The sequence below is a fragment of the Planktothrix tepida PCC 9214 genome, from assembly GCF_900009145.1.
Classification (GTDB): Bacteria; Cyanobacteriota; Cyanobacteriia; order Cyanobacteriales; family Microcoleaceae; genus Planktothrix; species Planktothrix tepida.
The window spans coordinates 1-364 of record NZ_LN889831.1 but is presented as its reverse complement, the minus strand read 5'-3'; the positions used below and the strand labels follow the sequence as shown (position 1 = coordinate 364).

Here is a 364-nt window from a genome sequence, read left to right as displayed (position 1 = left end):
CCTTTGATAATAAATTCTTTCGTTTGGTAATCTAAAGCTCCATAATAAGTTTGCCTTTCTTTTTGATTTTTGATCGGAATTTCTATTCTTCTATCTGTTCTTCCCCACACATACCCTAAAATATCTCCCCAGAGAAGATGACATTCATCAATCATAAACACCGTCAGCTTTCCCGCCTCTATTTCTTCTTTCCAACTCGCTAACTTTTTTTCAATTTCTTCCTTTTTCTCTTGGACTAACTGCTCATTCTTAGCCGGATTCTTCTTTTGGCTTTTTTTCCAACTGATGCCAGCCTCTTCCAGCAAGCTATAATAACTTTGATGGGATTGAAACACGACTCCATACTCCCTTTCTAACAAAACTT

At 36.8% G+C, this 364-nt stretch carries 1 protein-coding gene; it reads right to left on the bottom strand.

Annotation, left to right across the window (positions count from 1 at the left end; genetic code table 11):
* The coding region (locus PL9214_RS29335; protein WP_186440510.1) for a winged helix-turn-helix domain-containing protein at positions 1 to 364 on the bottom strand (364 nt) is incomplete at both ends.